General features: G+C 72.2%; 26 protein-coding genes. 16 read left to right on the top strand and 10 right to left on the bottom strand.

Annotation, left to right across the window (positions count from 1 at the left end; all coding sequences use genetic code 11):
* Nucleotides 1–22 precede the first annotated feature (22 nt).
* Nucleotides 23–448, top strand: a complete 426-nt coding sequence (locus ACTFAP_RS11830; RefSeq protein ID WP_400012763.1) for a GNAT family N-acetyltransferase — start codon at nt 23–25, stop codon at nt 446–448.
* Here the strand turns inward: ACTFAP_RS11830 and ACTFAP_RS11825 are convergent.
* Nucleotides 432–1,355, bottom strand: coding sequence for a sigma-70 family RNA polymerase sigma factor (locus tag ACTFAP_RS11825; RefSeq protein ID WP_400012764.1), 924 nt, complete (start codon nt 1,353–1,355; stop codon nt 432–434). The genes ACTFAP_RS11830 and ACTFAP_RS11825 overlap by 17 nt on opposite strands.
* Nucleotides 1,356–1,446: 91 nt before the next feature.
* On the opposite strand from ACTFAP_RS11825, the gene ACTFAP_RS11820 reads away from it, so the two are divergent.
* Nucleotides 1,447–1,707, top strand: coding sequence for a hypothetical protein (locus ACTFAP_RS11820; RefSeq protein WP_500469025.1), 261 nt, complete (start codon nt 1,447–1,449; stop codon nt 1,705–1,707).
* A 61-nt stretch (nt 1,708–1,768) separates the two neighbouring features.
* Nucleotides 1,769–2,404 carry an endonuclease domain-containing protein gene (locus tag ACTFAP_RS11815; protein ID WP_500469024.1) on the top strand — a complete coding sequence of 212 codons (636 nt, stop codon included), beginning with the start codon at nt 1,769–1,771 and terminating at the stop codon, nt 2,402–2,404.
* On the opposite strand, the gene ACTFAP_RS11810 is transcribed toward ACTFAP_RS11815, so the two are convergent.
* The gene (locus ACTFAP_RS11810) at nt 2,358–2,996 is read right to left on the bottom strand and encodes a SecDF P1 head subdomain-containing protein (protein WP_500469023.1); all 639 of its coding nucleotides are present in this window, start codon (nt 2,994–2,996) and stop codon (nt 2,358–2,360) included. The genes ACTFAP_RS11815 and ACTFAP_RS11810 overlap by 47 nt on opposite strands.
* A 131-nt stretch (nt 2,997–3,127) precedes the next feature.
* Here ACTFAP_RS11810 and ACTFAP_RS11805 point away from each other — a divergent pair, with 131 nt between their 5' ends.
* Nucleotides 3,128–4,729 (top strand): protein kinase domain-containing protein, encoded by a 1,602-nt coding sequence (locus ACTFAP_RS11805; RefSeq protein WP_390124334.1) that lies wholly within the window; start codon nt 3,128–3,130, stop codon nt 4,727–4,729.
* Here ACTFAP_RS11805 and ACTFAP_RS11800 read toward each other — a convergent pair.
* From ACTFAP_RS11800 to ACTFAP_RS11785, 4 genes are all read right to left on the bottom strand, one after another.
* Nucleotides 4,712–5,647, bottom strand: coding sequence for an Fpg/Nei family DNA glycosylase (locus ACTFAP_RS11800; protein ID WP_500469022.1), 936 nt, complete (start codon nt 5,645–5,647; stop codon nt 4,712–4,714). The two genes, ACTFAP_RS11805 and ACTFAP_RS11800, sit on opposite strands and share 18 nt — an antisense overlap.
* 33 nt (nt 5,648–5,680) lie before the next feature.
* The gene (locus ACTFAP_RS11795) at nt 5,681–6,334 is read right to left on the bottom strand and encodes an O-methyltransferase (protein WP_500469021.1); all 654 of its coding nucleotides are present in this window, start codon (nt 6,332–6,334) and stop codon (nt 5,681–5,683) included.
* Nucleotides 6,335–6,347: 13 nt separating this feature from the next.
* Nucleotides 6,348–7,022, bottom strand: a complete 675-nt coding sequence (locus ACTFAP_RS11790; RefSeq protein WP_390124329.1) for a rhomboid family intramembrane serine protease — start codon at nt 7,020–7,022, stop codon at nt 6,348–6,350.
* Nucleotides 7,023–7,135: 113 nt separating this feature from the next.
* Complete coding sequence (locus ACTFAP_RS11785; RefSeq protein WP_500469020.1) at nt 7,136–8,284, bottom strand: hypothetical protein; 1,149 nt, start codon at nt 8,282–8,284, stop codon at nt 7,136–7,138.
* Between the two features lie 213 nt (nt 8,285–8,497).
* On the opposite strand from ACTFAP_RS11785, the gene ACTFAP_RS11780 reads away from it, so the two are divergent.
* The 7 genes from ACTFAP_RS11780 (at nt 8,498) to ACTFAP_RS11750 (ending at nt 15,850) form a co-directional block, all read left to right on the top strand.
* A complete protein-coding gene (locus ACTFAP_RS11780) occupies nt 8,498–9,190 on the top strand; it encodes a UbiX family flavin prenyltransferase (protein WP_495684519.1) in 693 nt (230 codons plus the stop codon).
* Between the two features lie 75 nt (nt 9,191–9,265).
* A complete protein-coding gene (locus ACTFAP_RS11775) occupies nt 9,266–9,727 on the top strand; it encodes an Lrp/AsnC ligand binding domain-containing protein (protein ID WP_495684940.1) in 462 nt (153 codons plus the stop codon).
* Nucleotides 9,728–9,810: 83 nt separating this feature from the next.
* Nucleotides 9,811–10,977, top strand: a complete 1,167-nt coding sequence (mqnE, locus tag ACTFAP_RS11770; RefSeq protein ID WP_030736649.1) for an aminofutalosine synthase MqnE — start codon at nt 9,811–9,813, stop codon at nt 10,975–10,977.
* 7 nt (nt 10,978–10,984) lie between these two features.
* The gene (locus tag ACTFAP_RS11765; RefSeq protein ID WP_495684939.1) at nt 10,985–11,512 is read left to right on the top strand and encodes a GNAT family N-acetyltransferase; all 528 of its coding nucleotides are present in this window, start codon (nt 10,985–10,987) and stop codon (nt 11,510–11,512) included.
* Nucleotides 11,513–11,586: 74 nt separating this feature from the next.
* Nucleotides 11,587–11,898 carry a DUF4229 domain-containing protein gene (locus ACTFAP_RS11760; protein ID WP_390124321.1) on the top strand — a complete coding sequence of 104 codons (312 nt, stop codon included), beginning with the start codon at nt 11,587–11,589 and terminating at the stop codon, nt 11,896–11,898.
* Between the two features lie 366 nt (nt 11,899–12,264).
* Nucleotides 12,265–13,647, top strand: a complete 1,383-nt coding sequence (locus ACTFAP_RS11755; RefSeq protein ID WP_390124319.1) for a dicarboxylate/amino acid:cation symporter — start codon at nt 12,265–12,267, stop codon at nt 13,645–13,647.
* Between the two features lie 301 nt (nt 13,648–13,948).
* Nucleotides 13,949–15,850 (top strand): AMP-dependent synthetase/ligase, encoded by a 1,902-nt coding sequence (locus ACTFAP_RS11750; protein ID WP_500469019.1) that lies wholly within the window; start codon nt 13,949–13,951, stop codon nt 15,848–15,850.
* Nucleotides 15,851–15,922: 72 nt separating this feature from the next.
* On the opposite strand, the gene ACTFAP_RS11745 is transcribed toward ACTFAP_RS11750, so the two are convergent.
* Entirely contained in the window at nt 15,923–16,288 is a 366-nt protein-coding gene (locus tag ACTFAP_RS11745) for an RDD family protein (RefSeq protein ID WP_500469018.1), read from the bottom strand.
* A 170-nt stretch (nt 16,289–16,458) separates the two neighbouring features.
* Nucleotides 16,459–16,662, bottom strand: a complete 204-nt coding sequence (locus ACTFAP_RS11740) for a cold-shock protein (protein ID WP_030736632.1) — start codon at nt 16,660–16,662, stop codon at nt 16,459–16,461.
* A 232-nt stretch (nt 16,663–16,894) separates the two neighbouring features.
* Here ACTFAP_RS11740 and ACTFAP_RS11735 point away from each other — a divergent pair, with 232 nt between their 5' ends.
* From ACTFAP_RS11735 to mqnC, 3 genes are all read left to right on the top strand, one after another.
* Complete coding sequence (locus ACTFAP_RS11735) at nt 16,895–17,737, top strand: menaquinone biosynthetic enzyme MqnA/MqnD family protein (RefSeq protein ID WP_030736630.1); 843 nt, start codon at nt 16,895–16,897, stop codon at nt 17,735–17,737.
* A 46-nt stretch (nt 17,738–17,783) separates the two neighbouring features.
* Nucleotides 17,784–19,385, top strand: a complete 1,602-nt coding sequence (locus tag ACTFAP_RS11730; RefSeq protein WP_500469017.1) for a serine/threonine-protein kinase — start codon at nt 17,784–17,786, stop codon at nt 19,383–19,385.
* 66 nt (nt 19,386–19,451) lie between these two features.
* Nucleotides 19,452–20,648 (top strand): cyclic dehypoxanthinyl futalosine synthase, encoded by a 1,197-nt coding sequence (gene mqnC, locus ACTFAP_RS11725; protein ID WP_400012776.1) that lies wholly within the window; start codon nt 19,452–19,454, stop codon nt 20,646–20,648.
* A 65-nt stretch (nt 20,649–20,713) separates the two neighbouring features.
* Here the strand turns inward: mqnC and ACTFAP_RS11720 are convergent, their stop codons facing one another.
* A complete protein-coding gene (locus ACTFAP_RS11720) occupies nt 20,714–21,100 on the bottom strand; it encodes a hypothetical protein (protein WP_390124306.1) in 387 nt (128 codons plus the stop codon).
* A gap of 158 nt (nt 21,101–21,258) precedes the next feature.
* The gene (locus ACTFAP_RS11715) at nt 21,259–22,131 is read right to left on the bottom strand and encodes a DUF3152 domain-containing protein (RefSeq protein WP_500469016.1); all 873 of its coding nucleotides are present in this window, start codon (nt 22,129–22,131) and stop codon (nt 21,259–21,261) included.
* 103 nt (nt 22,132–22,234) lie between these two features.
* Here ACTFAP_RS11715 and ACTFAP_RS11710 point away from each other — a divergent pair, with 103 nt between their 5' ends.
* Complete coding sequence (locus tag ACTFAP_RS11710; RefSeq protein ID WP_390124302.1) at nt 22,235–22,933, top strand: demethylmenaquinone methyltransferase; 699 nt, start codon at nt 22,235–22,237, stop codon at nt 22,931–22,933.
* 96 nt (nt 22,934–23,029) lie between these two features.
* Nucleotides 23,030–24,316, top strand: coding sequence for a geranylgeranyl reductase family protein (locus ACTFAP_RS11705; RefSeq protein ID WP_030736608.1), 1,287 nt, complete (start codon nt 23,030–23,032; stop codon nt 24,314–24,316).
* Nucleotides 24,317–24,374 lie beyond the last annotated feature (58 nt).

Raw genomic sequence — 24,374 nt, 5'->3', positions numbered from 1 at the left:
GGGGGCTTGTAGGGTTTTCGGTATGGGTGCTGATGTGACTGTTCGTGCTGCTGGGGTCCATGATGTGGCCGCCGTGCTGGTGTTCTGGAAGGGCGCCGCCGAGGGGACCAGCATCAGCGACGATCCGGCCGGGGTGACGCGGCTGGTGGAGCGGGACGCGGGGGCCCTGCTGCTGGCCGAGCGGGACGGGGAGATCGTCGGGACCGTCATCGCCGGGTTCGACGGATGGCGCTGTCATCTGTACCGGCTGGCGGTCGCGCCCGGGGCGCGGCGGCAGGGGATCGGGCGGGCGTTGCTCGCCGCCGCCGAGGAGCGGTTCGTGGCGCTGGGCGGGCGGCGGGCCGACGCCATGGTGCTGCGGCGGAACGAGACCGCTCACCGGGCCTGGGGCGCCGGGGGTTACGGGCCCCAGGAGCAGTGGGTCAGGTGGGTCAAGCCCCTGGGCTGAGTTTCGGCGGCAGGTCGAACAGCGGGAACCAGCGCTCCGTTTCCAGGAACGCGTTGATGCCGCTGATCCTGCCGTCCCTGGTCTCGATGATCTGCAGGGCCCAGGGTTCGCCGCCCGGACGGTACTGGGCGAAGGCCGGAGCGCCGTTGGCCCGGGTGGGGATCAGGCGGGAGCCACGGCAGCCGATGCCGTGACCCGTCAGCCAGGTGCGGATGTGGGGAGTGCCGCGCAGCCACAGGTCGAAAGGGGGCATCGTCAGGGTCGCCTCCTCGTGGAGCAGAGCGGTCAGGGCGTCCAGGTCGTACGCCTCGAACGCCACCATGTAGCGGGTCAGCAGCCTCTCGTCCCCCGGCTCCAGCCGCTTGGGCGGCTCGCCCTGCACGTTCGCCAGGGTGGCGCGGGCGCGTTGCAGGGCGCTGTTGACCGAGGGGACGGTGGTGTCGAGCAGTTCGGCCACCTCGCTCGCCCGCCAGCTGAGGACCTCACGCAGGATCAGCACGGCACGCTGGCGGGGCGGGAGGTGCTGGAGGGCGGCCACGAAGGCCAGGCGGACGGACTCCCTCGCCTCCGCCACCTCCGCCGGGTCCAGCCTGCTGTCGGGTATCGGTTCGACCCAGGTGGTCTCGGGCAGCGGCGCGCCCGGGGGGAATTCGGGGGTGCCGGCGGTCGTCAGGTCCATGGGGCGGGCGCGGCGCTTGTTGCCGTCCAGCGTCGTCAGGCAGACGTTGGTGGCGATGCGGTACAGCCACGAGCGCAGTGCGGACCGGCCCTCGAAGCGGTCCAGGCCGCGCCAGGCGCGGATCATCGTCTCCTGGACCGCGTCCTCCGCCTCGAAGGCCGACCCCAGCATCCGGTAGCAGTAGCCGGTCAGCTCGCGGCGGTACGGCTCCAGCACGTCTTCTGTCATGCCGTCACGGTAGGACCAGGCACTGACAGTCCCGTGCCGGAAGTTATCCACAGGGGTGGATATCTTTCTCGTTACCGTGTGTGATTGCTCCGTGACCGCGTTCGATGCCGTGTGGGAGGAGCTGGGGGTTCGTCATGGGGGAGTGCTGTTCGTGGAGGACATGGTGCGGGCCGGGGTGGGGATCGGCACGGTGCGCGGGGTGTTGCGGCGGCGCGGGTGGCAGCGGGTGGGGTCGGGCGCGTACGCCGAGCCGGGGTGCGAGGTGAGTTTCTGGATGCGGCTGTACGCGGTGCAGCGGCGGCGGCCCGATGTGGTCGCCAGCCACCGGTCGGCTGCCGCGCTGCCCGGGTGAGCGAAGCGACTGGGGGCCCCTCCCAGCGTTAGCTGGGGGAGTACTGCGGCACGCGTTGGAGGTGACCCGGGTCGGGGGCGGAGGTCCGCTGGGCGGGTTGCGGGTGCACCGGGGGCCGCTGAGCGAGGAGGAGGTCGTGGTGGTGGACCGGGGCGTGCGGGTCACCGGGGCGGCCCGGACGGTCGCCGATGTGCTGCGGGCGCCGGTGGGCGAGGGCGGGGTCGACGAGGGGGTGGTGGTGGCCGATTCCGCCTTGCGGGCCGGTGCTGTGGAGGTGCGGCAGGTACGTGCGGTGCTTGCCGGGCTGCGGGGGAAGCGGCGTGGCTTGGCCGCGCTCGACCTGGCGCGCGGTGAGTCGGGGTCGCCGGCCGAGACCGTGGCGCGGTTGCGGATGGTGGAGGCGGGGCTCGATCCGTGGTGTCAGGCGCGGCTGGGCGGGCTGCGGGTGGACTTCTTCTTCCCGGACCAGGGGGTGGTGGTGGAGGTGGAGGGCCGCCGGTGGCACGGCGGTGCCGCCGCCCATCAGCGGGACGTGGTGCGGTTCAACCGTCTGATGGCGACCCCGGGGGTGCGGGGCGTGCTGCGGTTCACCGCGGTCGATGTGTTCCGCCGCCCCCGGTGGATGGTGCGTACCGTCCGGGCCGTGCTGGTCAGGGGGCCAGGCGGGCGGCCAGCGCCTCGGCCTCCTCCCGGGTGAAGCTGCCGGAGATCTGTACCTGTCCGCCGTCGATGCGCGCCATGACGGAGGGCGCGGTGAGCAGTTCGCCGTCGAGCAGCATCGCCAGCTGGTTCTGCGGCACCGGACGGGCGGCGACGGCTTCCGTCAGATCGCCGAAGAGGGCGCCGTCCTCGGCGGTGAAGGTCAGCTGGATGAGCCAGCCTCCGGCGGCCGTGTCGTAGTCGGCGGCCACCTCCAGCAGGCCGTCGACCGTCATGGTGTGGGTGAGGGTGTCCAGGATCAGGCAGGAGGCGATGTCCGGGGCGAAGATGGCGGTGCCGCCGGCCTGCTCGGCGGCGGGGCACTGCTGGTCCGGCAGGACGTCGTCCACGGCGTGGATGTACAGCGGGGCGGCCGGGTCGCCGCCGGGTTCGGTGCGGTCCTGTTCCTGCTTGCCGCTCGCCGACTGGTAGGCCAGGAATCCGAGGAGCGCGCCCACGATGATCAGGGCGGAGATCAGCAGGTAGGGGCCGGGGGAACGGCCCTGTCCGCCGGGTGTTGAGTGGGCCGGTGGGTAGGGCGGCCAGGGGGGTTGGGCCGGATTTCCGGTGTCTCCTGCTATGCCACTCATCCCTGTCCCCTCTTCACGGCCGCCTGTGCCGCATAAAGTTAGCGTCAGCGGCGCCCTTTCCGCTGGCAGACAGCAGAACGGCTAACGTACCCGGGGCGGCGAACAGTTCGGTGTGCCAGGGGGTGCAGAAGATGCAGGGCCGGGTTCTCGATGACCGGTACCAGATCGGGCCGCTGTTGGGAGCGGGCGGCATGGGCACCGTCTGGGAAGCGCTCGATATGCGGCTGGAGCGGCAGGTCGCCATCAAGGTGGTGAACACCTCGGCGGTCGGCCGCGATCCGCAGGCCGGGCAGCGCTTCGCCCGTGAGGCCAAGCTGCTGGCGGGGCTGTCCAGTCCGTACATCGTCACCGTGCACGATGTCGGTGAGGCGGAGTTCGACGGCAGTACCGTGCTGTATCTGGTGATGGAGCGGCTGCCGGGGCGGTCGCTTGACCAGGTGCTGGCGGAGGAGATCCCGCCGCTGGGCGAGGTCGGCCGGTGGGGGGAGAAGATCTGCCGCGCGCTGGCCGTGGCCCACGACGCCGGGGTGGTGCACCGGGATCTGAAGCCCGGCAATGTGATGGTCGAGTCGGACGGTCTGGCCCGGGTCCTCGACTTCGGGATCGCCGCCGTGCTCGCCGAGTCCACCGATCACGCCCGGCTCACCTCCACCGGTGTCGTCATCGGTACCCCGGCCTACATGTCGCCCGAGCAGGTCGAGGGCGGCACCGTGGACGCGCGCAGCGACCTGTACGCCTTCGGCTGTGTGCTGTACGCGCTGGCCACCGGCCGGCCACCGTTCCACGGCGCCTCGCTGTACCAGCTGCTGCGGCAGCAGATGGAGAGCGATCCGCCGCCGCCCAGCGAGCTGCGCCCCGAGCTGCCGGCGGAGTGGGACGAGCTGATCATGACGCTGCTGGCCAAGGACCCGGACGACCGGCCGGACAGCGCCTCGGAGGTCGCCGAGCGGCTGCGCGAGCTGGCGATTCTGGCCGTCGATCTGCCGGCCGAGCCGGTGGAGGAGGCGCTCGCCTACCAGCCGACCCGGGTGGACCCCCGGGCGGTGCTGCTGTCGAGCTGCCCGCGCCCCGGCGGCGGCCGGCTGCCGCTGGCGACCGGGCAGCGGCTGCTGCTCGACGATGTGCTGCCGGGCGCCGACACGTTCATGATCGGGCTCGACTGGCAGGACCCGGAGGACACGGAGCCGGAGGACGCCCCCGAGGTCGACGCCTCCGCGCTGATCCTCGACGAGGACGGCCAGGTCCTCTCGGACGGGCACTTCATCTTCTACAACAACCTCGACCCGGGCGACGAGAGCGTCCAGCTGGCCGCCGAGGAGCCGGGCGAGGGCGAGGAGGAGGGCACCCGGGAGGCGCGCATCACCGTGCGGCTGCCGGAGCTGGACGAGCGGGCGGTGACCGTACGGTTCGCCCTGTCCGTCCACGACGCGGAGGCGCGCGGGCACGACCTGTCGCACGCGCGGGCGCTGCACATCCGGCTGCTGGACCCGGCCGGTGACACCGAGCTGCTGTGCTACGGCTTCCCGGTCGGTCCGGTGCACTGCACGGGTCTGACGCTGGGCGAGCTGACCCTGGGGGAGGACGGCTGGGGGTTCCATGCCATCAGCCGGGGGTACGCCGGCGGGCTCGGCGAGATCGCCGAGACGCACGGGGTCAATGTCCGCGGCGACGCCGGCGAGGATGGGGAAGCGGAGGACGCGGACGAGGACGCGGAGTCACTTCAGGAAGCGTGAGGTGCGCCGGTCGGCCAGCGGCTTGCCGCCGGTCTGGCAGGTCGGGCAGTACTGGAGCGAGGAGTCCCGGTAGGACACCTCGCGGATGGTGTCCCCGCACACCGGGCAGGGTTCGCCGGTGCGGCCGTGGACACGCAGTCCGCTCTTCTTCTCCGCTTTGAGCTTTCCGGCGGCGACGCCCCGGGAGCGGGCGATGGCATCACTCAGGGTGGTGCGGATCGCCTCGTGGAGGGCGGTGGTCTCGGATGCGGTCAGGCGACCCGCGGGCTTGAAGGGTGACATGCGCGCGACATGCAGAATCTCGTCCGAGTAGGCGTTGCCGATCCCGGCGATGGTCGACTGGTCGCGCAGCACGCCCTTGAGCTGCCGGCGTTCCCCGTCGAGGATCGCCGCCAGCGCCTCGGCGGTGAACGCGTCCGCGAGCGGGTCCGGGCCGAGCCGGGCGATGCCCGGGACCTCGGCCGGGTCGCGGACCACGTACACCGCCAGCCGCTTCTGGGTACCGGCCTCGGTCAGGTCGAAGCCGGCGCCCGGCGGCCCCTCCCCGGTGGCACCGCCCGGCCGAAGGCCGGGGGAGGAGTCCGGGGGAAGATCGGCGAGGGTGACCCGCAGCGCCAGCGGGCCCTTGCCGGGGCGCGGCGGCGCGGCCGGCAGCTTCTCCTGCCAGCGCAGCCAGCCGGCCCGTGCCAGGTGGGTGACCAGATGCAGCGGGGGGTCCTGCCCGCCGCCGAGCGTCAGGTCCAGGAACTTGCCGTGCCGGGCCACACCCGTCACCGTGCGCCCGGCCACGGCGCTCAGTGGCGGGTCGTACGTCTTCAGTACGTGGAAGGACACCGGCAGCGCGGTGGCCACCTCGCGTCCCACGAGGTGGCCGGTGAGGAAGTCGCGCAGTGCCTCGACCTCGGGAAGTTCCGGCATATGTTCAGCATATATGTCCGGCTTGTCGTCCGGTCAGCGCTTTCGGACCACCGTCACACCGTCGCGCAGCGGAAGCAGCACGCTCTCCACCCGCTCATCGGCCACGATCGCGTCGTTCAGCCCCCGGATCACCACATCCGCCTCGTCCCGCGCCGCCGGATCGACCACCCGGCCACCGCGCAGCACGTTGTCCAGCACGATCACCCCGCCCGGCCGCAGCCGCGACAGCAGCTCCTCGTAGTACACGGGGTAGCCGGTCTTGTCCGCGTCGATGAAGGCGAAGTCCAGATACTCCTCGCGCGGCAGCGCCCGCAGTGTCTCGGCGGCCGGCGCGATCCGCAGGTCGATGCGGTCCGCGACCCCGGCCCGCTCCCAGTAGCGCCGGGCCGTCCCGGTCCACTCCTCGCTGACGTCGCAGGCCAGCAGCCGGCCGCCCGGCGCCAGCCCGCGCGCGATGCAGATCGAGGAGTAGCCCGTGAAGGTGCCCACCTCCACGGCGTGCAGCGTGCCGGTCATCTTCACCAGCAGCGTCAAGAACGTGCCCTCGTCGTGGCTGACCTGCATACCGGCATTGCGCGGCAGCACACGGTGGGTCTCCTCCGCCAGCTCGCGCAGCACGTCGTCCGCCGGGGTGGCGTGGTCGAGCAGATAGTCGTTCAGTGCGGGATTGACGATGTCGATGCTCATGATGTGACTGTAGTCACCCGGGGTGCCCCGGTGGTGGGCCTGTCAGCCCCCGCCGGTCCCACACCGTGCGGCGGCGCGGCCGGGTGCCCGCGCGGTCGCCCCGGCGCAGCCAGAACGCCGACGCCACGCCGCCCAGCAGCCCGAACAGATGGCCCTGCCAGGACACCCCGTTCTGGGTCGGCAGCACCCCCCACAGCAGCGAGCCGTACAACAGGAAGACGGTCAGGCCGACCGTGATGTCCAGCGCGTTGCGCTCCACGAAGCCGCGCGCCAGCAGATAGCCGAACAGGCCGAAAACCACCCCGGAGGCGCCGGCCGTGATCGAGCCGCCCGAGGCGGTCAGCCACACGCCGAGCCCCGAGACCGTGATGATCACGAACGACACGGCGAGGAAGCGCGCGATGCCGCGCAGCGCGGCCAGGAAGCCGAAGATGACCAGCGGCCAGCTGTTGGCCGCCAGATGATCGAAGCCGAAGTGCAGGAACGCGGCCGGATAGATGTCCAGCAGGCCGCCGGTGTCACGCGGCTCGATGCCGTACTCGCACACCAGCGGCGGGTCGTAGTCGAACGGCAGGCAGTACGGATCGCTGCCGTCCGCGGCGGCCAGGACCCACAGCAGCCCGAGCCAGGCCAGCATGAGTGCCCCGGCGGCCAGCGCGCGCCGGCCACGGGTTCCTCCGTACGGCATGGTGTCCCCTCCCTGCTGATGCGTGCCCGGTGCCTCGTGCCTTGTGCCTCGTACTCCGTAACTCCTACCCGGTGCGCGGGGCTCCGTGCCCCGCGACGACCCTTCGGACCAGCCTAGGGCTGGAGAGGACCGGGGATGTTGGCCCGCTCCGGGTTCTCGGCGCGGATCTCGCGCTGCGTCTCCAGGTACATCAGGGCCACCGTGAGGTCCTGCGGGGTCAGCACGTCCCGGTTCTCCGGCGGCGGGGTCAGCCCGATCGCCGAGCCGCCGGTCAGCGTCATCCGCAGCGGCAGCTCTCCGGCGCCCGCGCCGCCGAACTGCCCCAGGTCGAAGGTGACCTCGCTCAGCACCCCGTTGCGGATCGCCAGCCGCGCGCTGACCTGCTCGTCCGGGTCGGCCGGCGGATGGAAGACCGGCGGCAGTCCGAACCGCGCGCCCTGGTCGGTCAGCAGCGTCAGCAGCGGGGACAGCGCCCGCTGCGCCTGCCCGGCCGGCAGCCGCACCTCGACCAAGTCCGCGCCCCGCTCCTGCCCGGCGGGCCGCAGGGTCGCCCCCGAGCGCAGTGCCGAGCCCAGGTCCGCGGCGAACCGCCACTGCCCGGCCGGGTCCAGCGTGTTGCCGCCGTCCGACATCGCGGCGGCGAAGACCTCGGCCTCGCGCTCGCCTAGCACCGTGTGCTCGCTGACGGCGCGCGCGTACCCGTCGTACTGGTACGGGTCGATCTCCACCCACTCGCCGCGCAGCGCCCCGCGCGCCACCCGCAGCGAGTCGGGCAGGGCCCCGGCGTCGCGCAGGAAGTGCGCGGCCTCGGCGTTGGCGGCCTCGTCGCCCCGGTAGACGTCGCGGACGACGGTGTCCACCGAGACCCGCACGAACGTCCTGCCCAGTATGTTCTTCACGCCGACCGCGTCCAGGCCGCCGAAGTTCAGGGCGACGGCGCCGGCCAGCGGGTCGGCGTTCTCGCGGTCCTTCATCCGGATCTCGCGCTCCGGGTCGCCGATCACCGCGAGCAGTTCCATGTCGGCCAGCAGCCGCGCCTCGTCCATCGACGGCTCGGGGCCGCCGTCCCGCGACGCCATCCGCAGCAGATAGTCGTACATCTCGTCGGGGGTGGCGTCGAGCGTGGCCTGGAGGGACAGCCCTTCCCAGGAGAGCAGCTGATCGGCCGCGCCGCTGACGGTCAGCCCGGTCTGGGCCTGCTGGATCAGGGTGCAGCCGCCGGTGCTGATGGCGAGCGCGGCGACCCCGCCGAGGGCGGCCATCCGGCGCAGTACGGTGCGTCGCGGGGTATCGATGTCGGGCTCCTGGGGCGTACGGGTGGGGGGACGGTGGTACGGGCCGTGCGGTTCGGTGCGCCTCCAGTTTCCATGGGGCGGGCACCGCAGGGGCGCGCAGGCACTCTTCTGTGGCGAAGGCGTCACCGTCCGGTAAGGGGACTGTTAGCTCCCGCAGGCCGGTTCGTTACGCTCGGACCCATGCCGAGCAGCGCCGGAACGAGTGGGCGACGCCCCTGGATCGTGGGGGTGTCGGGGGCTTCGGGCACCCCGTACGCCGCCGCCGTGCTGCGGGCGCTGCTCGCCGCGGGGGAGGCGGTGGACCTGGTGGTCAGCCGGGCGGCCCGGCTCACCCTTCTGGATGAGACGGGCGCGCCGTTCCGCGACGCGCACTGGCGGGCGGACCTGACCGGCTGGCTGGAGCAGGGCGCCGACGGCAAGCCGGGCACCTTCACGGTGGAGACCGGGGACGCCGTGCGGTACTGGCCGGCCGGCGACCTGGGCGCCGGGCCCTCCTCCGGCTCGTACCCGGCCAAGGGCATGCTGATCGTGCCGGCCTCGACGGCGGCCGTGGCGGGGGTGGCGCTCGGGCTCTCCAAGGACCTCCTCCAGCGGACCGCCTCGGTGACGCTGAAGGAGCGCAGGCCGCTGGTCGTGGCGGTGCGCGAGTCCCCGCTGACCGGGCCGACGCTGCGCCATCTGGTCGCGCTGGACGAGGCGGGCGCCGTGGTGGCCCCGGCCTCGCCCGCCTTCTACGCGGGGGCGCGCGATCTTCAGCAGCTGGTGGACTTCGTCGCCGGGCGGGTGCTGGACGCGGCCGGGGTGTCGCACGCGCTGTACCGCCGTTGGAATGGCGAGCTGGGGGCAGCCGCCCGGCTGGACGGGCACAGTTAAGGTCACCGGGCACGTATGCCTTAGATTCATCTGTGCACATCGACCGGACCAGGTGATGAGGAAGGCTCTGTGACGATGGACGCGGTGGACAGGCAGCTCATCCAGGCGTTGCGCGAGAACGGACGCGCCTCGTACGCGGAGCTGGGGCGTCTGGTGGGCCTGTCGGGGCCCAGTGTCACCGACCGCATCAACCGCCTGGAGGCGGCCGGGGTCCTCACGGGCTACCGGGCGACGGTGGACGCGCGCTCGCTGGGCCTGGGGGTGACGGCGCTGATCGGGATCCAGCTGTCGGACGCGGTGGACCACGAGGACGTCGCGGGGCGGCTGAAGGAGCTGGCGGAGATCGAGGACTGCTGGTTCATCGCCGGCGACGACTCGTTCATGGTCAAGGTGCGGGCCCCGGACGTGGACGGCCTGGAACGCACCATCCGGCGGCTCTCGGGGACCCAGGGGGTCTCCCGCACACGCACCACGATCGTGCTCTCCACGAAGTGGGAGAACCGGGTCGGGGAACTGCCTGTCGGGGGTCAGGCGTAGGGTCAATGGGTGATGTGCGTGGGTACGTACGGGCGTGCGTGCCACGGACCGCCCACCGTGGTCGAGGCGAGGAGGCGCGAGGGATGGACGCGGGGCTCAAGCGGGACCTTGAGGAGAAGGTGCGTGCGGGGGAACGGCTGTCCCGGGAGGACGGCATCGCCCTGTACGAGGCGGACGATCTCGCGTGGCTGGGTGATCTGGCGCACGAGGTCCGTACCCGGAAGAACGGCGACGTCGTCCACTTCAACGTCAACCGCCACCTCAACATGACCAATGTGTGCACGGCCTCGTGCGCGTACTGCTCCTTCCAGCGCAAGCCGGGGGAGAAGGACGCGTACACCATGCGCATCGAGGAAGCGGTGCGGCTGGCGAAGGCCATGGAGGGCGACCGGCTCACCGAGCTGCACATCGTCAACGGGCTGCACCCGTCGCTGCCGTGGCGCTACTACCCGCGGTCGCTGCGGGCGCTGAAGGAAGTGCTGCCGGACACGGTGTCGCTCAAGGCGTTCACGGCGACCGAGATCCACCACTTCGAGTCGATCTCCGGCCTTTCCGCGTCCGAGATCCTCGACGAGCTGATCGACGCCGGTCTGGAGTCGCTGACCGGCGGCGGCGCGGAGATCTTCGACTGGGAGGTCCGCCAGCACATCGTGGACCACCGCACGCACTGGGAGGACTGGTCCCGCATCCACCGCCTGGCGCACGAGAAGGGGCTCAAGACCCCGGCCACCATGCTGTACGGCCACATCGAGGAGCGCCGGCACCGGGTGGACCACGTGCTGCGGCTGCGCGAGCTCCAGGACGAGACCGGCGGTTTCCAGGTCTTCATCCCGCTGCGCTACCAGCACGACTTCGTGGACATGAAGGACGGCAAGATCCGCAACCGGCTCCAGGCCCGCACCACGATGGCCACCGGCGCGGAGGCGCTGCGCACGTTCGCGGTCTCCCGGCTGCTGTTCGACAACGTGCCGCATGTGAAGGTCTTCTGGGTGATGCACGGCGTGCAGACCGCCCAGCTGGCCCTCCAGCACGGCGCGGACGACATGGACGGCTCGGTCGTGGAGTACAAGATCACCCACGACGCCGACAACTTCGGCACCCCGGACAAGCTGACCCGCGAGGACCTGCTGGAGCTGATCCGCGACGCCGGGTTCCGCCCGGTGGAGCGCAACACCCGGTACGAGATCGTGCGCGAGTACGACGGCCCGGACGCGGGGCGGCGCGAGTCGCCGCAGCCGATGCGGGTGTGAGGGGCGGATCGCCGCGGTGAGGTACGTACTCGATCCGGAGATCACCCCCGCCCTGCGCGGGGAGCTGGCCGGGCTGTGGGCCGAGGTGGTCAACGCGGGCGGGGCGGTGGGCTTTCCGCCCGGGGTCGGCCCGGCCGACGTGCTGCCCGAGCTGGACCGGCACCTGGCGGGCGTCACCGCCGGCGGCACCCGGCTGCTGCTGGGCGTCGACGAGCACGGCACCGCCGCGGCGACCGCGTTCATCGCGCACACCGGCCACCCCCTGATGGGCCACTGGGTGTGGCTCAAGACGGTGATGGTGCGCCCGGACCGCCAGGGCGGCGGGGCCGGGCGGCAGCTGATGGGCGCCGCGGCGGAGGCGATACGCGGCTTCGGCGGGATCAGCGCGATACGGCTGACCTGCCGCGGCGGCATGGGCCTCGAACGCTTCTACGCCTCCTGCGGCTACAAGGAGGTCGGCCGGGTCCCGGACGCGATCGCGGTCGGGGGCGGGGAACTGCGCGACGACATCACCATGTGGATGCCGCTGACGTAGGGCCGCCGGCCGTGTGCTTGACTGGAAGGCCAACGACGCAGAAACGCAGAGAACGCAGGAAAAGGGTCCCCACCGTGAGCAGCAGCACCAAGAGCGCGACGCTTCGCTATACGGGTCTGCGGCTGGCGATCTTCGCCGGCTGTTTCGCGGTGGTCGCCGTCCTCGCCTACGTCGGTGTCATCCCCGAAAGCTTCGGCACCGCCAACCCGCTGTGGCTGCTGCTGCTGTCGATGCTGGTCTCGGCCCCGCTCAGCTTCGTGCTGCTGCGCGGCCAGCGCGACGCCATGTCGCAGGAGGTGGCCCCCCGGGTCGACCGTGCGATGAGCAAGCTGCGCAGCAACCAGGGCATGGAAGACGACGCGGACGATGCCGCCCGTTCCGCCTGAGCCCGCCCGGCCCGCTCCGCGCGGGCCGTTCACCCTTCCTGGCGTCCTTCCCGGAGCTTCCGCTGCCATGGGCGCCGCCCGTGCTCCCGGCGTACGCCGGTGTGAGCCGCGTCACGGTGTCCTGGTGCTACCGTGATGGACATGAACACAGCAGCCGCGCCGCGCCCCTTGCACGGGGTGCTTCTTGTCGCGCGCCTGCACATCGATCTGTGCCGCCGCCCCACCGCGGCCTGTTGCAGCTGATTCTTCCGTCGCCGGCCCTCTGGCCTTCCGGCCGCCCCGCGACGATCCTTCCTGCTGTGTGCCCCGGGGCATCACCCTGCCCCGAACCATCCCGAGACGTCATCCCTTGACCGGAGTGTGCCCGTGTCCTCCCCGTCCTCCCCCGCGGACTCCACCGAGCCCGCAGGCTCGACCTCCACCCCCACCAGACCCCGGTTCTCCCTGCCGCCGTTCTGGGCCCAGATCCTCATCGGCCTCGCCGCCGGTGTGCTGCTCGGCTGGATAGCCCGCAACTGGGAGGTGGACTGGCTGGCCCGCACCCTGGACGAGATAGGCGGCCGGTTCGTCCAGCTGCTGCGGCTGGCCGTAGCCCCGCTGGTGTTCTTCGCCATCGCCGTCTCCATCACCAACCTCCGCAAGGTCTCCAACGCCGCCCGGCTGGCCGGCCGCACCCTGCTGTGGTTCCTCATCACCTCCCTGGTCGCCGTGGCCATCGGTCTGGCCATCGGCCTGATCACCAACCCCGGCTCCGGCTCGGCGCTGTCCGCCGCCGACGGCCAGGCCCCCGAGAACTCCGGCTCCTGGCTGGACTTCCTCACCGGGATCATCCCCACCGACGTGATCACGCCCTTCACCGAGCTGAAGGTCCTCCAGATCGTCTTCCTGGCCGCCGCCGTCGGCATCGCCGCGCTCCAGCTCGGTGAGAAGGCCGCCCCGCTGGTCACCTTCGGCGAGACCGCGCTGGCGCTGCTCCAGAAGGCCCTGTGGTGGATCATCCGCCTCGCCCCGCTGGGCACCCTCGGGCTGATCGGCCGCTCCATCAACAACTACGGCTGGGACCTGCTCGGCGACTACGCCACCTTCACCATCGACGTGTACGTGGGCTCGCTGCTGGTGCTGTTCGGTGTCTACCCGCTGCTGCTGCGCTTCACCGCCGGCCTCAACCCGATCCAGTTCTTCCGCGGTGCCTGGCCAGCCATCCAGCTGGCCTTCGTCTCCCGCTCCTCGGTGGGCACCCTGCCCGTCACCCAGCGCGTCACCGAGCGGCTCGGGGTGCCGAAGGAGTACACCTCCTTCGCCGTGCCGTTCGGCGCCACCACCAAGATGGACGGCTGCGCCGCGATCTACCCGGCGCTGGCCGCGATCTTCGTGGCGCAGATCTTCGACGTCAGCCTCGGCGTCCAGGACTACGTGCTGATCGCGTTCGTGTCGGTGATCGGCTCCGCCGCCACCGCCGGGCTCACCGGCGCCACCGTGATGACCACGCTGACGCTGTCCACCCTGGGGCTGCCGCTGGAGGGCGTCGGCCTGCTGCTGGCGATCGACCCGATCCTGGACATGATCCGCACCGCCGTGAACGTGGCCGGCCAGGCCGCCGTGCCGGTGATCGTCGCGGCCCGCGAGGGCATCCTGGACCGGGACGCGTACGACAACGCCAAGAGCTTCGACATCAACGAGGTGGACCGGGAGGACTCCGAGGCGTCCCGCCCGGCGAAGCCCTCGGGCCCGGCGGTGGCCACCGCCTAGCCGCACGGCCGCACTGCCCCCTTTCGACGCCGCCCGCCCCCTCCGCTCCGGAGGCGGCGGGCGGCGTCGTCCGCTTCCGGGGCCGGGGGCAGGCCCGAGCCGGGCTACCATGCCCATGGCAAGGAGAGAGCCGTGGGTACGCTGTGATCGCGCCGACCTTCCCCCGCCCTTGGGCGGATGTGTGCCGGTACGACCGCCGCCCCGCCGGACAAAGGCGTGCCGGTCCGGTGAAGGAGCCGGTCAGGGCGCCACGCGGGCGGGCAGAATCCCGGAGAACCGCCGCACCGTGCCGGGAGTGCCCATGACGCCACCGCAAGACCCCCACGCACCACCCCCCGCCGTCATCCGTCCCCGGCTGCGCCGCGCGCACGGTGCCGTCGTCGAGGCATCACTGCCCGCGCTGGTCCCCGCCGTCGAACAGGGCAGCCTCGCGGACATCCCGTTCGTCAACGCCCAGCAGGCCCCCGACGCCGTCGCGTTCAGCCGCCAACACCGCGACGGCACCTGGTACGACGTCACCTGCGCCGAGTTCGCCGGCGAGGTGCTCGCCGTCGCCAAGGGCCTGATCGCCCACGGCCTGGCCCCCGGCGACCGGCTCGCCATCATGTCCCGCACCCGGTACGAGTGGACGCTCCTCGACTTCGCCGCCTGGGCCGCCGGGCTGATCACCGTGCCGGTGCACCCCACCGCCACCGCCCGGCAGGTCAGCTGGATCCTGCGGGACGCCGGCGCCCGTGCCTGCGCCGTGGAGGGTGTGGAGGAGGCCCGCACCCTCACCGCCATCCGCGCCGAACTCCCGCACCTGGAACACCTGTGGCAGCTCACCGCCATCCACGGCAGCGAATCCAGCGCCATCGGCCAGATCTCCGCCGCCGGCCGGGCCCTGCCGCACTCCGCCGTCGGTGAACGCCGCCGGCTGCTCACCCCTGGACACATCGCCACCCTCACCCACACCTCGGGCACCGCCGCCCTCCCACAGGGCTGCGTCCTCACCCACGCCCACCTGTTCACCAGGATCGACAACGCGATCGAGCTGCTGTACCCCATCCACCGCTCACTGACCGACCGGCCGGCCGCCACCCTGCTCACCCTGCCGCTCGCCCACGCGCTGGGCCGCACCGTCGCCCTGAGCTGCGTCCGCGCCCGCATCCGGCTCGGGCACGCCCCCGGCGACACCCTGCCCGACCTGGCCGGCTTCCGGCCCACCTTCCTCGTCGCCACCCCGCAGTTGCTGGAACGCGTCCACCACGCCACCCGCACCGCAGCCGAAGAGGCGGGCCGCGGCGCCGCCTTCGACCGCGGCGCCGCGCTCGCCCGCCGGATCGGCGCCGCCGTGCGGGCCGAACAGCACGGCACGGGGGACGGCCCGGGGCTGAGCCTGCGCGCCGGACGCTCGCTGTACGAGCCCACCGTCTACCGGCGGGTGCGGGAGGCCCTGGGTGGCGAGGTCCGCTTCGTGATCAGCGGTGGCGCCCCGCTCAGCGACTCCCTGGCGACCTTCTACGAGGGCGCCGGCATCCCCGTCCACGAGGCGTACGGCCTCACCGAGACGGCCGCCACCGCCGTCCTCGCCCCACCGCACGCCCCGCGCCTGGGCACCGTGGGCTGGCCGCTGCCCGGTACGGCGGTGCGCATCGCCGACGACGGCGAGATCCTGCTGCGCGGCGGCCAGATATGCAGCGGCTACTGGGACTCCCGCACCCGCAGCATCCGCCCCGTCACCGTCAACGGCGGCTGGCTGCCCACCGGCGACCTCGGCACGCTGGACGACGACGGCTATCTGACCGTCGACGGACGCAAGCAGGACCTCATCACCACGGCGGACGGCGGGCGCTTCGTCCCCGGACCGCTGGAACGGGCGGTACGCGCCGACCCGCTGATCGGCCACTGCGTGGTGGTCGGCGACCGGCGCCCGTACCTCACCGCGCTGCTCACCCTGGACCCCGAGGGGCTCGCCCAGTGGCTGCGGGCCGCCGGGCGCCGCCCCGCGGCGGCCGAGCGGATGGCCGAGGACCCCGAACTGCTGCGCCACATCCAGCGGGTGGTGGAGGACGCCGGGCGCATCCAGCGATTCCGGCTGCTGCCGCGCCCCTTCACGGTGGCGTCCGGCTATCTGACCCCGGCCGGCACCCTGCGCCGGGCGGCGGTGGTGCGCGATCACACCCGCGAGATCGAGGCCCTGTACGAGAGGCGGCAGCGATGAACGGCGCGGCGGCCGGGGGCCGCAGGGGGCGCACGAGTGCCGGGCCGAGTGGTGCGGGACGGGTCGATTCAGCTAAGAGCGTAGGTCCCGGCGGCGCACCGTGCGGACCCCGCAGGCCTCGCCGAGGATGTCGGCGTCCTCCAGCAGCATCGCGAGGATGAAGAGAAAGTAACCGGCGAGCCAACGGCGTACCGACTGGAACACACGAGGCCGTCCGATGTCGGTCACGCGGACCATCCGCAGACCCCACAGCAGCTTTCCGAGGCTCGCTCGAAAGAGACGGACCACAATCACATGATTGACGAAGGAGAGGCCGAGCGCCACGGCCGCCAGCGCCGCCAGGAATTCACCCGGGCCATCGGTATCCGGGAACAATCCCCGGGCCAGGACGAGGCCCCCCATAAGTGCGAAAAGGACATCGGTGAACACGGCCGTCATCAGTCGGCCGGTACCCGCTTCCGGGGGCAGTGCGGGGTGGGAGGAACGCTTTTTCTGTCGCACGCATGACAGGACGCCGATGCCGGGACGCGGGTTCCGGGAAAGGCAGGAGCCCCCGCCGAAGGCGGGGGCTCCTTGGGTACTTCAATTCGACGCCCTGGGGCGGCGGATCAGGCCGGGGTGACGTTCTCGGCCTGCGGGCCCTTCGGACCCTGGGTGACGTCGAAGGTCACCTGCTGGCTTTCCTCAAGCGAGCGGAAGCCGGCAGCGTTGATGGCGGAGTAGTGCACGAAGACATCGGGGCCGCCGCCGTCCTGGGCGATGAAGCCGAAGCCCTTCTCGGCGTTGAACCACTTGACGGTTCCGGTAGCCATAAGCCCTCCCTGGGCCTATAAGGGTCGCCCTGCTCCAGAACCTGCAAGAAGTCTGAAAACGACGAAAGCCTGCGGTTACATGCTCCGCAGGCTCGTACTGCAAGGGAAACCAAACTGCAACTTGCTGCGAGCGTAGCACGCTGTGTGCACGACCGGAAGGATGGAAGTCCCCCGTCGGGGGGAATCGCAACTCGCGGCCGGCTCGCATGACACCAGGCGTACCCTCACAGGGGTGAGTACACACCCCCGGACCCGTCCCCGTGTCGGGCACATTCAGTTTCTGAACTGCCTCCCCCTGTACTGGGGCCTGGCCAGGACCGGCACGCTGCTGGATCTGGAACTCACCAAGGACACCCCCGAGAAGCTGAGCGAGCGCCTGGTCGCCGGGGACCTCGACATCGGCCCCGTCACCCTCGTCGAGTACCTGCGGCACGCCGACGAACTGGTGGCCCTGCCCGACATCGCCGTCGGCTGCGACGGCCCGGTGATGTCCTGCGTGATCGTCTCCCAGAAGCCACTTGAGGAACTGGACGGGGCGCGCGTCGCCCTCGGATCCACCTCCCGCACCTCCGTGCGCCTGGCCCGGCTGCTGCTCGCCGAACGGTTCGGCGTCACCCCCGACTACTACACCTGCCCGCCCGACCTCGGGCTGATGATGCAGGAGGCGGACGCCGCCGTCCTCATCGGGGACGCCGCGCTGCGCGCCGCCCTGCACGACGCGCCCCGGCTGGGACTCCAGGTGCACGACCTGGGCCAGATGTGGCACGACTGGACGGGCCTGCCCTTCGTGTTCGCGGTCTGGGCGGTGCGCCCCGACTATCTGGAACGCGAGGAGGCGACGGTGCGCGAGGTGCACCGGGCGTTCCTCGCCTCCCGTGACCTGTCGCTGGCCGAGGTGTCCAAGGTCGCCGAGCAGGCCGCGCGCTGGGAGGCGTTCGACGCCACCGTGCTGGAGCGGTACTTCACCACGCTGGACTTCCGCTTCGGCGAGCGGCAGCTGGGCGGGGCCCGGGAGTTCGCCCGCCGGATCGGCTTCGCGGGCGCGGACCGGGTACGGCTGCTGCCGCCCGGCTGACGGCGCCGCACGTACGGGCACAGGACAGGGACGGGGAGGACCGACGGTGGAGCCGCTGGCGAGCGACGAAGCGCCCGTCGTGGGCGCGTACCGGCTGTTGCGCCGCCTGGACCGGGGCGGCATGGGCCGGGTGTACCTGGGCCGCAGCGCCGGCGGCCGTACGGTCGCGGTGAAGGTGGTGCACCCGCAGTTCGCCGTCGACGAGCGGTTCCGGGCGCGCTTCGCCCGTGAGGTGGCCGCGGCCCGGCTGGTGGGCGGGAGCGGCGCGTTCACGGCGCCGGTGCTGGACGCCGACCCGGACGCGGAGCTGCCCTGGGTGGCCACCGGCTATGTGGCCGGGCCCGATCTGCGCCGCACGGTGGGCGAGGTGGGGCCGCTGCCGGTGCGCACCGTACGGGCGCTGGGCGCGGGTCTGGCCGAGGCGCTGGTCGCGGTGCACGGGCACGGCCTGGTGCACCGGGACGTCAAGCCCTCCAACGTGCTGCTCGCGGTGGACGGGCCCCGGCTGATCGACTTCGGGATCGCGCGGGCGGTGGACGCGGCGGGCGAACTGACCGCCACCGGCGTCTCGCTGGGCTCGCCCGCGTACATGTCGCCCGAGCAGGTGCTGGGCGTGGACGCCGGGGAGTCCGGCGCGGTGGGCCCGGCGACGGATGTGTTCTCGCTGGGCGCGGTGCTGGCGTACGCGGCGGCCGGGCGGCCGCCGTTCCCGGGGGAGTCGCTGACCCAGCTGCTGTACCAGGTGGTGCACCAGGCGCCCGCGCTCGCCGGGGTCCCGCAGGAACTGCGCCCGCTGGTGGCGGCGATGCTGGCCAAGGAGCCGGCCGCGCGGCCCTCGCCCGGGGAGGTGGCGCGGGCGCTGGCCGGGGACGGCGGGGCGGCGCCCCTCGTGCGGGCCGGGTGGCTGCCGCCCGAGGTGGTGGAGGGCATCGGCCGGCGGGCCGTCGAACTGCTCGACCTGGACCTGGATGTGGCGCCGCCGCCGGACGGCGGCGCGGCCGGGCCCGTACCGGCTCCCCCTCCCGCTCCCGCTGCCGTGCCCTCCCCGGCCGCGGTGCCGCCCGGGTTCGGCCCGGCGATCCCGCTGCCGGTGCCCGCCCCCGCCGTCCCGCCGGCGCCGCCCGCACCGCCCCGGCCCCGGCGCGGCCTGCGGGCCGCGCTCGCCGCCGTGCTGGTGCTGGGGCTCGCCGGGGCCGGCGTGTACGCCTTCACCCGCCCGGACACGGACGGCGCCGCGGACCCCGGGGACCCGGTGGTCGAGGAGAGCCCGCGCGAACCGGTCGCACAGGAACTTCCCGAGGGGTTCCTGGGGGAGTGGGAGGGCGATCTCACCCTCGACATCGGCATCCCCGGCGGCCGCATGACGCTGACCATGGAGGGCGGCGCGGTCGGCGAGGAGACCGGCTACGCCTCCGCCACGGACCTCCTGGGCCTCTCCACCTGCGTGGACCGGATGACCCTGACCTCGGTCAGCGGGAACGAGGCGGTCTTCGACGCGCGGCTGGACACCGAGCAGTCCACCCGGGGCACCTGTGTGACCGAGGAGTTCCAGATGGTCCTGCGGCTGGACGGCGAGGGGCAGGTGCTGCGCTATACCAGCGTGCACCCGGACAGCGGGGCACAGGGAGTGCTCAATCGTCCGGGTTAGCCCCTGGCGTACGCTGGCTCCCGGAATTGCCCACCCCTGTCTCCGCCCGCCGAAGGGACGCCCTCCATGGCCCTGAGTGCTCAGCTCAAGTCCGCGCTCGACCGAGCCGCCGACGGTGGCCGGATCTCTCCGGAGGAGGCGCTGGAGCTCTACCGCAGCGCTCCGTTGCACGCGCTGGGGCGCGCGGCGGACGCGGCACGCCGTAAGCGGTACGCGGGCACCGAGCACATCGCCACGTACATCATCGAGCGGAACATCAACTACACCAACGCCTGCGTCACCGCCTGCAAGTTCTGCGCCTTCTACGCCGCTCCCAAGAGCGAGGACGTGTGGACGCGGGACCTGGACGACATCCTGCGGCGCTGCGCGGAGACGGTGGAACTGGGCGGGACCCAGATCATGTTCCAGGGCGGGCACCACCCGGACTACGGCGTCGAGTACTACGAGCAGCACTTCTCGGCCATCAAGGCGGCGTTCCCGCAGCTGGTGATCCACTCGCTGGGGGCCTCCGAGATCGAGCACATGGCGCGGATCTCCGGGGTGTCGGCCGAGGACGCGATCCGGCGCATCCACGCGGCCGGTCTGGACTCGTTCGCCGGCGCCGGGGCCGAACTGCTGCCGGAGCGCCCGCGCAAGGCCATCGCCCCGCTGAAGGAGTCGGGGGAGCGCTGGCTGGAGATCATGGAGACGGCGCACGGCCTGGGGGTCGAGTCGACGTCCACCATGCTGATGGGCACCGGGGAGACCAACGCCGAGCGGATCGAGCATCTGCGGATGATCCGCGATGTGCAGGACCGCACGGGCGGCTTCCGGGCGTTCATCCCGTACACCTACCAGCCCGAGAACAATCACCTGAAGGGCCGCACCCAGGCCACGATCTTCGAGTACCTGCGGCTCATCGCGATCGCCCGGCTGTTCCTGGACAACGTGGCGCACATCCAGGGCTCGTGGCTGACGACCGGCAAGGACGTGGGCCAGCTGACGCTGCACTACGGCGCGGACGACCTGGGGTCGGTCATGCTGGAGGAGAACGTGGTCTCCTCGGCCGGTGCCAAGCACCGTTCCAACCGGCTCGAACTCATCTCGCTGATCCGCTCGGCGGGCCGCGTCCCCGCGCAGCGGGCGACGACGTACGAGCACCTGGTGGTGCACGAGGACCCGGCGAACGACCCGGTGGACGACCGGGTGGTCTCCCACCTGTCCTCGACCGCGATCGAGGGCGGGACGGCCCACCCCGAGCTGAAGCTGCTCGACGCCCGCTAGCCGGTGGGCCGGGACCGCCCCGGGCCACCGGCCCGGCGCGGCCCCGGGCCGGTCGCTCAGGCCGGTCAGCTGCCGCCGAGCAGCGGGAGCCCGCCGAGCAGCGAGGTGACGGGGGCGGTCAGCCCGCCGAGCAGATCGTTGGTCGACGCGCCGTCGGAGAGTGGCTGGGTCAAGGTGGTGGTCCCCACCGACTGGAAGTCGGCGACCTGGGTGTCCACCCCGTTGGTCAGCGGGTCGACCACGGTGCCCGCCAGCGGGTTGAGCTGGAGGTCGAGCGGGCCGGCGAGGCCGTAGGTCAGCGCGGTCTGGGTGCCGGCCAGCGCCGCGCCGATGTTGTCGGTGGTGGCCGAGGCGGAGGCGCCGCCGGCGGCGGCGACAACGGCCCCCGTGGCGGCCGCGGTGGCGGCGGCCATCCGCAGCACGGGACGGGAGGGGCGGGAGTGGGAACCCATGAATCCACCTGCTCAGGTAGGAAGAAGCGATACGGAACCGGCACGCCACGGTAGTGGGGCACGGTCCCGCACTTCGCCTCGATCCGCCCCAAATCCACCGAACGGCGTAAGGCGCCGTCAACCGGTCAACCGGGTGGCTCCCCCACAGGGAGGGCCTGTCAGGGGACCCAGGGCCCGCTGATGTACGTGCCGTCCTCGTCGTACGGCCAGGCGTTGGCCACGCAGCCGTCAAGACCCTTGATCTGCTGCATCATCGCGGGCGCCAGGGCACCCTCCTCCGGGCAGCCCTCGTGGCCGTGGCCCAGCCGGTGGCCGACCTCGTGGTTGATGATCAGCGCCCGGTACTCGGTGACAGGACCGGGGAACTGGGGGGAGCCCTCCATCCAGCGCAGCAGGTTCACCACCACCGTCTGGCCCACCTGGCAGTTGACCTCGCCGCCGGTGTCCAGTCCGTACTCGCCGCAGATGTCGTCCACCGTGCCGGGGGTGGCGACCTTCACCGTGAAGTCGACCGTGCCCTCCTCGGCGAGCTGGAAGGCGCTGATGCCGTCGGTGGTCCAGCCGCGCGGATCGCCCAGGATGGTCTCGATCTCCTGTGCGGTCGCGACCGGGTCCAGGTCGATGCCGTCCTCGATCTGCACCATGTAGCGGCGCACCGTGCCCTGGCCGACCTGGTGGCCGGTGGCCGGGGCGGTGCGGAAGGTGCCGGGCCCGGTGGGCGGGATGTCGATCGGCTGCACGTCCGGTGCCTCGTCCTGCTCCGCCTCCTCCTCGGCGTCCGGGCCGGACTCCGGCTCCTCGTCCTGGTCCGGGGCGGGTTCCGGGTCCTCCACCGGGGGCGGCGCGGCGGACGGGTCCTGCCCGGTGCCGGCGTCGCCGTCCAGGAACAGCCGGGCTCCCATGCCCAGGACGACCAGCAGGACGAGGCCCGCGGCGGCGAAGAGGGCGACCGTCCGTCTGCGCCGCTGGAGCCTGCGGCGCCTCAGGACGGCACGGCCGGCACGGCGGATGGTTCGGTCTACGGAAGGCATCGGCGATGACGCTACAACACGTTGATCACTCCGGTGGCCTGGGTGTCCGACACCCGGGGGACCCTGCCCGCCACCCCGGATCGCGACCCGCGACAATGGGACGGTGACCCGTGCCACGTTGGACAAGCAGCCCAGAGAAGTCGCCGCGATGTTCGACGCGGTGGCCGCGAAGTACGACCTGACCAATGATGTGCTGGCCCTCGGCCAGAACCGCCGCTGGCGCAAGGCCGTCGCCCGCGCCGTCGACGCTCGCCCCGGCGAGCGGGTCCTGGACCTCGCGGCCGGCACCGGCACCTCCTCCCTGCCCTTCGCCGCGGCCGGCGCGTACACCGTGCCGTGCGACTTCAGCATCGGGATGCTGAACGAGGGCAAGGGGCGCGAGCCCTGGCTGCCGTTCACCGCGGGGGACGCCACCAGGCTGCCGTTCCAGAACGATGTGTTCGACAAGGTGACCATTTCTTTCGGGCTGCGCAACGTCCAGGACACGGACGCGGCGCTGCGTGAACTGCTGCGCGTCACCCGGCCGGGCGGCCGGGTGGTGGTGTGCGAATTCAGCCACCCCACCTGGCAGCCCTTCCGCACCCTTTACACGGAGTACCTGATGCGGGGGTTGCCGCCGGTGGCCGAAAAGGTGTCCTCCAGCCCCGACGCGTACGTCTATCTCGCCGAGTCCATCCGCGCCTGGCCCGATCAGCCCGCCCTCGCGGCGCTGCTGCAGAAGGCCGGCTGGCAGCGGGTGGCCTGGCGCGACCTCACCGGCGGGATCGTCGCCCTGCACCGGGGGACGAAGCCCGCCGCCTGAGACCGTCCGACCGTTCCGACCTGCCCGACCTCAGATCCGCTCATAGACTCGTAGCCGCCGAACCCGGACCGATGGGGAGAGCCGACCGTGGCTGACATCGATGCAAGCGCTTCCGAACACTCAGCTGATGTGATCGTCGTCGGAGCCGGACCGGCCGGCTCCACGACCGCGTACCACCTCGCCCAGGCCGGGCTCGACGTCCTGCTGCTGGAGAAGACCTCCTTCCCCCGGGAGAAGGTCTGCGGCGACGGACTGACCCCGCGCGCCACCAAGCAGCTCGTGGGCATGGGCATCGATGTCTCCGAGGAAGCCGGCTGGCTGCGCAACAAGGGCCTGCGCATCATCGGCGGTGGGCACCGGCTCCAGCTGGACTGGCCCGAGCTGGCCGCCTACCCCGACTACGGACTGGTGCGGCGCCGCGAGGACTTCGACGAACTGCTCGCCCGGCAGGCCGAGAAGGCCGGCGCCCAGCTGTTCGAGCGCTGCAATGTGACCGGCCCGATCCAGGACGACCGGGCGGCCGGCCGGATCGTCGGCGTCACCGCCAAGCTCGGCGAGGACAAGCGCCAGGTCACCTTCCGCGCCCCCGTCGTGGTGGCCGCCGACGGCAACTCCTCGCGGCTGTCGCTGGCCATGGGCCTGCACCGCAACGACAAGCGCCCGATGGGCGTGGCCGTGCGCACCTACTTCACCAGCCCGCGCCACGACGACGACTACCTGGAGTCCTGGCTGGAGCTGTGGGACCGGCGCGGCGACGAGCCACGGCTGCTCCCCGGCTACGGCTGGATCTTCGGGATGGGCGACGGCACCTCCAACGTGGGCCTCGGCATCCTCAACAGCTCCAGCGCGTTCCGGGAGCTGGACTGGCGCGAGGTGCTCAAGGCGTGGTGCGCCTCCATGCCCGAGGAGTGGGGCTACACGCCGGAGAACATGAGCGGCCCGATCCGGGGCGCCGCGCTGCCGATGGCGTTCAACCGGAAGCCGCACTACTCGCGCGGGCTGCTGCTGGTGGGTGACTCCGGCGGTCTGGTGAACCCGTTCAACGGCGAGGGCATCGCGTACGCCATGGAGTCCGGCGAGATCGCGGCCGAGGTGATCGTCCAGGCGCTGGCGCGGCAGTCCCCGGCGCAGCGGGAGCTGACGCTGCGGGCGTACCCGAAGACGCTCCAGGAGACGTACGGCGGCTACTACACGCTCGGCCGGGCGTTCGTGAAGCTGATCGGCAACCCGAAGATCATGAAGCTGGCGACCGACCGGGGGCTGTCGCACCCGGTGCTGATGCGCTTCACGCTCAAGCTGCTGGCGAACCTCACCGACCCGACGGGCGGGGACGCCATGGACCGGGTCATCAACGGGCTGGCGAAGGTGGCGCCGAAGGCGTAGTCCCGGTGCGGGTTTCCGCTTGACCTTCGCACTGATGTCAGGCCCTACCGTCCGGGGC

The sequence above is a fragment of the Streptomyces sp. PH9007 genome (assembly GCF_059813725.1).
The sequence above is the reverse complement of the archived record's forward strand: the minus strand, read 5'-3'. Positions and strand labels throughout refer to the sequence as shown.

Excerpts from the sequence above, each read along its gene's own strand:
- mqnC (WP_400012776.1), top strand. The coding sequence starts at position 19,452 with ATGGCCCTGAGTGCTCAGCTCAAGTCCGCGCTCGACCGAGCCGCCGAC.
- ACTFAP_RS11810 (WP_500469023.1), bottom strand. The coding sequence starts at position 2,996 with ATGAGTGGCATAGCAGGAGACACCGGAAATCCGGCCCAACCCCCCTGG.
- mqnE (WP_030736649.1), top strand. The coding sequence starts at position 9,811 with ATGGACGCGGGGCTCAAGCGGGACCTTGAGGAGAAGGTGCGTGCGGGG.
- ACTFAP_RS11795 (WP_500469021.1), bottom strand. The coding sequence starts at position 6,334 with ATGAGCATCGACATCGTCAATCCCGCACTGAACGACTATCTGCTCGAC.
- ACTFAP_RS11830 (WP_400012763.1), top strand. The coding sequence starts at position 23 with ATGGGTGCTGATGTGACTGTTCGTGCTGCTGGGGTCCATGATGTGGCC.
- ACTFAP_RS11790 (WP_390124329.1), bottom strand. The coding sequence starts at position 7,022 with ATGCCGTACGGAGGAACCCGTGGCCGGCGCGCGCTGGCCGCCGGGGCA.
- ACTFAP_RS11775 (WP_495684940.1), top strand. The coding sequence starts at position 9,266 with ATGGACGCGGTGGACAGGCAGCTCATCCAGGCGTTGCGCGAGAACGGA.
- ACTFAP_RS11780 (WP_495684519.1), top strand. The coding sequence starts at position 8,498 with ATGCCGAGCAGCGCCGGAACGAGTGGGCGACGCCCCTGGATCGTGGGG.
- ACTFAP_RS11785 (WP_500469020.1), bottom strand. The coding sequence starts at position 8,284 with ATGGCCGCCCTCGGCGGGGTCGCCGCGCTCGCCATCAGCACCGGCGGC.
- ACTFAP_RS11715 (WP_500469016.1), bottom strand. The coding sequence starts at position 22,131 with ATGCCTTCCGTAGACCGAACCATCCGCCGTGCCGGCCGTGCCGTCCTG.
- ACTFAP_RS11720 (WP_390124306.1), bottom strand. The coding sequence starts at position 21,100 with ATGGGTTCCCACTCCCGCCCCTCCCGTCCCGTGCTGCGGATGGCCGCC.
- ACTFAP_RS11805 (WP_390124334.1), top strand. The coding sequence starts at position 3,128 with ATGCAGGGCCGGGTTCTCGATGACCGGTACCAGATCGGGCCGCTGTTG.
- ACTFAP_RS11750 (WP_500469019.1), top strand. The coding sequence starts at position 13,949 with ATGACGCCACCGCAAGACCCCCACGCACCACCCCCCGCCGTCATCCGT.
- ACTFAP_RS11825 (WP_400012764.1), bottom strand. The coding sequence starts at position 1,355 with ATGACAGAAGACGTGCTGGAGCCGTACCGCCGCGAGCTGACCGGCTAC.
- ACTFAP_RS11745 (WP_500469018.1), bottom strand. The coding sequence starts at position 16,288 with ATGACGGCCGTGTTCACCGATGTCCTTTTCGCACTTATGGGGGGCCTC.
- ACTFAP_RS11800 (WP_500469022.1), bottom strand. The coding sequence starts at position 5,647 with ATGCCGGAACTTCCCGAGGTCGAGGCACTGCGCGACTTCCTCACCGGC.
- ACTFAP_RS11740 (WP_030736632.1), bottom strand. The coding sequence starts at position 16,662 with ATGGCTACCGGAACCGTCAAGTGGTTCAACGCCGAGAAGGGCTTCGGC.